This is a genomic window from Actinomycetospora sp. C-140 (assembly GCF_054796175.1).
The window spans coordinates 1-503 of record NZ_JBTWNF010000051.1; the positions used below are offsets into that span (position 1 = coordinate 1).

Sequence of the window (503 nt, forward strand, 5' to 3'; positions counted from 1 at the left end):
TCGAACCTGGCGGTGGTGAACGGTCTGAACGCGATGCGTCTGACGCACGGGACCGCTCGTTTCCGTGAGCTCTCGGTGTTGGTTCTCGAGGACCGGCGCAAGCGGGCGCAGACCGGGGAGTTCGGGTATCTGCCGATGTCTTCGGAGACGCCGCAGCTCGAGCTCACGACGTGGCCGCTGCCGGAGGTCTCGCCGCCGTTCGCGCGCTGGAAGGCGACCGACGCCCCGAATCACGAGCACCGGAGCACGATCGCGTCGGTCGATCATCTGCTCGCCTATGACGTCGAGCCCTATGTGAAGCGGATCGTGAACGTGCCCACGATGATGAGTGTCGCCGAGGGTGACGACATCACCCAGTGGACCGAGGAGCAGGAGATGTTCAACCTGATCCCGAATCCGGTGAAGCGTTTCGTGGTGCTCTCGGACACCACGCACATGAAGCTCTACAGCGACAAGTCGCGTCTGCAGATCGCCGCCGAACACCACCGCAGCTGGTTCGTGGA

At 63.8% G+C, this 503-nt stretch carries 1 protein-coding gene; it reads left to right on the forward strand.

Annotated features, from left to right (window positions below):
- Positions 1-15: 15 nt before the first annotated feature.
- Positions 16-503: hypothetical protein (locus ACR9E3_RS32485; RefSeq protein WP_460385209.1), on the forward strand; the 488-nt coding region annotated here is incomplete at its 3' end.